Below are 4,063 nucleotides of genomic sequence, written 5' to 3'. Positions count from 1 at the left end.
CTTTCGAGTAGTCCTGCTGTAGCTGCTCTAATGCGCTCAGCAACTGTTTTTCCAGCTCTGTCATGATGCTCTACTCCCGTACCAGTCTGATGCCGATCTTCGTGCCGTTGTCGAACGTCCAGTTCGTGTCCGCTTTCACGCCCTCCGGCAGCACCAGAAAGCGCCCCTGGCTGTCTTCCTGATACCTCACGCCCCACGTCCGGGCGTTCAGCTTCTCCAGCGCGTCTTTCTGCTCCCGGATGCTCGTGTAGTTGTCGAGTATCCGGTTCCCCTGCCACCACAGAATGGCCGAGCTGACGGCTATCGACAGTACGGAGACCAGTACGATGGTCAGCCACGTCTGGCTGACCATACGCAGCATCCCTTTCGTGCGCTGGCTCATGGCTGAGGACATTTTCTGGTCGTGGTCGAGGATGGCGGCGCTGATTCTCTTCTCGCTTTCGCTCAGTTCCGCTCTGACAGACTTCTCGTGCTCGCTGAATGCGGCTTTCAGCATCTCGCCGGTACTCTGCTGCTGCGCTTTCGATTTCTGCTCTAAGTCCTTCGCCAGCGTTAAAAGACTGTTCATAGATGGCTCCCTTCAGTCGGATGTTTCGCCCCCCGTCCGGGTCGGCAATGCTGATGCTGCTTTTCGTGGTGCGCACCACCTCAAAACCCGCGCTTTCCAGCGCCTCAGTGACGTCCTGGCGCGTTTTCAGCTCCCCGGACGAGGCCAGGACCAGTAAACCGCGCGTAATCGTCTGAGCGGCCTCCTGCTTCGCTTCCGGCAGCGCGGACGGCGTGACCAGCGCCCGCCGGTTTTCCGGCGCGTTCGGGTCGAGCAGCCCCAGCCTGCCGTTTACGATGGTCTGCCAGGCATCGATGCGCGGACGGTCGGCGCGGTCGTAATACGGCTGTAGCCGTTTGCCGGTCAGCAGCTCCGTGTTCGGGATCAGGAAGTTCAGCTCCAGCCGCCCCTTGTCCTGGTGCTCAACCCACAGCACGCTGTACTGGTCTTTATCGAGTCCGGGCATCAGAACCCGCTCAAAGCTCGCCATCAGCTTTTCGCGCTGGCCGGGCGGTAAGTCCGGCTCGGCAAAGGACAGGACGCCGGATGTGTACTTTTTGGCGTAGGGCGAGGCGTCGATAAGCTCCCGGACTTCCTCCGGCTTCCCCTGCAGAACGCTGGCGCCGTCGCGCTGCCGGTCTTTCCCCAGCAGATAATCCACCGGACCGGCGCCACCGCCGCGTCCTCGCGGGTGAAACTTAACGATCATCGTCTGTCCCCTTTTCCAGCACGGCGTGCCTCAGCCGCTCAAGTCCGGCATCGATGGCCATCAGCGCGGCGACGACCTGCACGCGATCGTGCCCGGTACCGCCACCGGCGTTAACCTGCCGGGCAATCTGGTTGAGGTTGTTTCCCATGCCGGCGAGCTGACGAAGCAGCGCCGGCGACATCGACGGAAGTTTGCCGGCGCGGGCGGGCTTCTCGTCCAGGCACGTCTGGCGCATCCAGGCCGCGAGCTGCTTACCGTCGCAGCGCTCCAGCAGACGCCGGTGCTCATCCTCAGTCACCCACATCGTGAGCATTTTGCTGCGTTTATCTGCCAATTCGGCCTCCTGATAACGCCGTGACGGTCGGGAAATTCTTTCCCGGACGGCGCGGTGTTGGGCAAGCCGCAGGCGCGGCAGTGGCTTTTAGCGGGTTTCGGGGCGCAGCCCTGAACCAGTCACGTAGCGCTAGCGGAGTGTATACTGGCTTAATATGTTAAAACGAAGTAGGGTTTCAGGAAAGTGCTTCATGTGGAAAGGGAAAAATGTGGCTGCAGGGCGTAAGTGCAATATACAGGTGAGGATGAAATGACGCCTCCTCGCTCACTCGGTCGCTACGCTCCGGCCGTGAGACTGCGGCGGGCGTTACCTGCTCACGAATAACGAGGTAACGAGATGGGGCTGAGGTCAGGAAAATCCGGAAAAAAGGATGCGGCGTAGCCGTTTTTCCATAGGCTCCGCCCCCCTGACAAGCATCACGAAATCTGACGCTCAAATCAGTGGCGGCGAAACCCGACAGGACTATAAAGATCCCAGGCGTTTCCCCCTGGTAGCTCCCTCGTGCGCTCTCCTGTTCCTGCCTTTCGGTTTACCGGTGTCATTCCGCTGTTATGGCCGCGTTTATCTCATTCCACGCCTGACACTCAGTTCCGGGTAGGCAGTTCGCTCCAAGCTGGACTGTATGCACGAACCCCCCGTTCAGTCCGACCGCTGCGCCTTGTCCGGTAACTATCATCTTGAGTCCAACCCGGAAAGACACGACAAAGCGCCACTGGCAGCAGCCACTGGTAACAGGATTAGCAGAGCGAGTTATGTAGGCGGTGCTACAGAGTTCTTGAAGTGGTGGTCTAACTACGGCTACACTAGAAGGACAGTATTTGGTATCTGCGCTCTGCTGAAGCCAGTTACCAGGTTAAGCAGTTCCCCAACTGACTTAACCTTCGAAAAACCACCTCCCCAGGTGGTTTTTTCGTTTTCAGAGCAAGAGATTACGATGCAACGGAAAGGATCTCAAGGAGATCATTTCATAATCGCTCTCGCCCCTACATCTTCCCCAAAATGATCCTACTTAGTAATTCACTACATGTGATAGATAACCCCCCAAAAATCACATTTAAGTATTTCATTGAAATGTCGATATATTCTGTCACTTACAGAACCTATAGAGGTCAAAATGCGCACTATCATTTTTGCAGTATCACTTATCCTGTTTTTTCCAGCTTTGGCGCAAAAAAATGACAATGTCATATCCAGCTATGGCAAGCATGTCATCTGGGGACAGATGACCGATGGCGATCCAACCCATCCAGGGGAAAAACCAAAAACAATTCAACTCGGAATGGGTTATACCGGTATACTTCTCGACACACCTATAGATATCAGACCATTACTGAATCAATTAGACCCACAAGTCATAAAATTCAACTCTTCGTTACAACGAGGATTTCTTGACCATATCCAAGTGGATTTTACAAAAACACAAAAGCAATTCTATGACCGCTTTTATGGGAAGCGCGTACGCATTACTTGCAATATTGATTTTGTAGGTCGTTTTTATACCCCAATTTATTGCGAAGCATTAGGGGTAGAACCTGTTTGGGGAACATCCCCAGAACCAAGATCTAATTAAAAAGTATTTTATAATGTTTTACATAATATTAAACGCACTCGGCTTTTTTTTGTTTTTTGTCGTAGCTGGTTTTAGTGCAGTATTACTATTAAAGACGAACCGAAAGCATATCATTAAAGTAATAATGCTGAGTGCACTGACTGTATTTCCTGGATATCTCGCTTGGAACTGCTTCAAGGGCATGACTCAAGGAGAACTCTACAAGGATGAAACTTACGTACATCTGAAGAGAGTACTGAGTGGTGATGAGTCTGGGAGCATAGGTGTGATGGCTATTCGTGCTGGATATAATGCCTATGGATTCGAACTTGAATCTATAGATGTAGATAACATCTGGAGCGGAAAAATAAAATTTAATGATAAAAAAATACCATATAACCTCTATGAGGTTAATACATTATGGCGAAACCGGGCTAAAGGAATCAAAGAGAAAAAATGTTTTTTATACTCTTGGGCAAACGACATTGAGAATGACTACCGTCGAGAAATTCAATTCTTCAATGATTGTGATAAAAAAGAAGAGGCTATCCGCAAAGTAATAAAGAATTCAAAAACCTAAACACTTGGATTGAACATAACATCTGTTGGCCGCACCGCCCCTGACGGGTTCGGCGCGAATACGGCGTCTGCCGGGTAAAACCGGCAGCAAATCTCCCGGAAAACCGCGCCGCCTGCGCCTGATAAATTTCACCCGAATGCATAGCCATGCAGCCGGGTGAATGGCACCGGTTTTCGGCGCAGATATCTGCCGAAAGCCCTGTTTTATCCGGTTTGTTACAACGACGGTCCGTTGTACGTCCGCTGTCGCTGCGATCTCTCCAGCTCCAGCGCTTTCTGATGCTGCGCAGCCCGCTCCTGCTCCCGGAGTGACTCTATGCCGTTCAGCCTTGCAACAACCGGCGC

Annotated in this window: 5 protein-coding genes and 1 pseudogene; 2 read left to right on the top strand and 4 right to left on the bottom strand. The window is 52.8% G+C overall.

Annotated elements, in window-relative coordinates:
• The 4 genes and pseudogenes from ACQ4OC_RS19280 to ACQ4OC_RS19265 all read right to left on the bottom strand — a co-directional run.
• A partial coding sequence (locus ACQ4OC_RS19280; protein ID WP_277420767.1) for an MbeD/MobD family mobilization/exclusion protein occupies positions 1 to 64 on the bottom strand: 64 nt, incomplete at its 3' end.
• Between the two features lie 6 nt (positions 65 to 70).
• The gene (locus ACQ4OC_RS19275) at positions 71 to 568 is read right to left on the bottom strand and encodes an MbeB family mobilization protein (protein WP_430971543.1); all 498 of its coding nucleotides are present in this window, start codon (positions 566 to 568) and stop codon (positions 71 to 73) included.
• Between the two features lie 370 nt (positions 569 to 938).
• Positions 939 to 1,256, bottom strand: a pseudogene (locus tag ACQ4OC_RS19270) (plasmid mobilization relaxase MbeA); the annotation flags it as partial.
• A complete protein-coding gene (locus ACQ4OC_RS19265) occupies positions 1,246 to 1,569 on the bottom strand; it encodes a MobC family plasmid mobilization relaxosome protein (protein WP_430971542.1) in 324 nt (107 codons plus the stop codon). The gene ACQ4OC_RS19265 and the pseudogene ACQ4OC_RS19270, both read right to left, overlap by 11 nt.
• 1,135 nt (positions 1,570 to 2,704) lie before the next feature.
• On the opposite strand from ACQ4OC_RS19265, the gene ACQ4OC_RS19260 reads away from it, so the two are divergent.
• Both ACQ4OC_RS19260 and ACQ4OC_RS19255 read left to right on the top strand, forming a co-directional pair.
• Positions 2,705 to 3,160 (top strand): hypothetical protein, encoded by a 456-nt coding sequence (locus tag ACQ4OC_RS19260; protein WP_430971541.1) that lies wholly within the window; start codon positions 2,705 to 2,707, stop codon positions 3,158 to 3,160.
• 181 nt (positions 3,161 to 3,341) lie between these two features.
• Complete coding sequence (locus ACQ4OC_RS19255) at positions 3,342 to 3,719, top strand: hypothetical protein (protein WP_430971540.1); 378 nt, start codon at positions 3,342 to 3,344, stop codon at positions 3,717 to 3,719.
• Positions 3,720 to 4,063: the final 344 nt, after the last annotated feature.

Origin of the sequence: Yersinia sp. J1, from assembly GCF_050586585.1 — a bacterium.
GTDB classification, from domain to species: domain Bacteria; phylum Pseudomonadota; class Gammaproteobacteria; order Enterobacterales; family Enterobacteriaceae; genus Yersinia; species Yersinia entomophaga.
The sequence above is the reverse complement of the archived record's forward strand: the minus strand, read 5'-3'. Positions and strand labels throughout refer to the sequence as shown.

Coding starts and splice junctions, on each gene's coding strand:
- ACQ4OC_RS19255 (WP_430971540.1), top strand. CDS start 3,342: ATGACTCAAGGAGAACTCTACAAGGATGAAACTTACGTACATCTGAAG.
- ACQ4OC_RS19275 (WP_430971543.1), bottom strand. CDS start 568: ATGAACAGTCTTTTAACGCTGGCGAAGGACTTAGAGCAGAAATCGAAA.
- ACQ4OC_RS19265 (WP_430971542.1), bottom strand. CDS start 1,569: ATGCTCACGATGTGGGTGACTGAGGATGAGCACCGGCGTCTGCTGGAG.
- ACQ4OC_RS19260 (WP_430971541.1), top strand. CDS start 2,705: ATGCGCACTATCATTTTTGCAGTATCACTTATCCTGTTTTTTCCAGCT.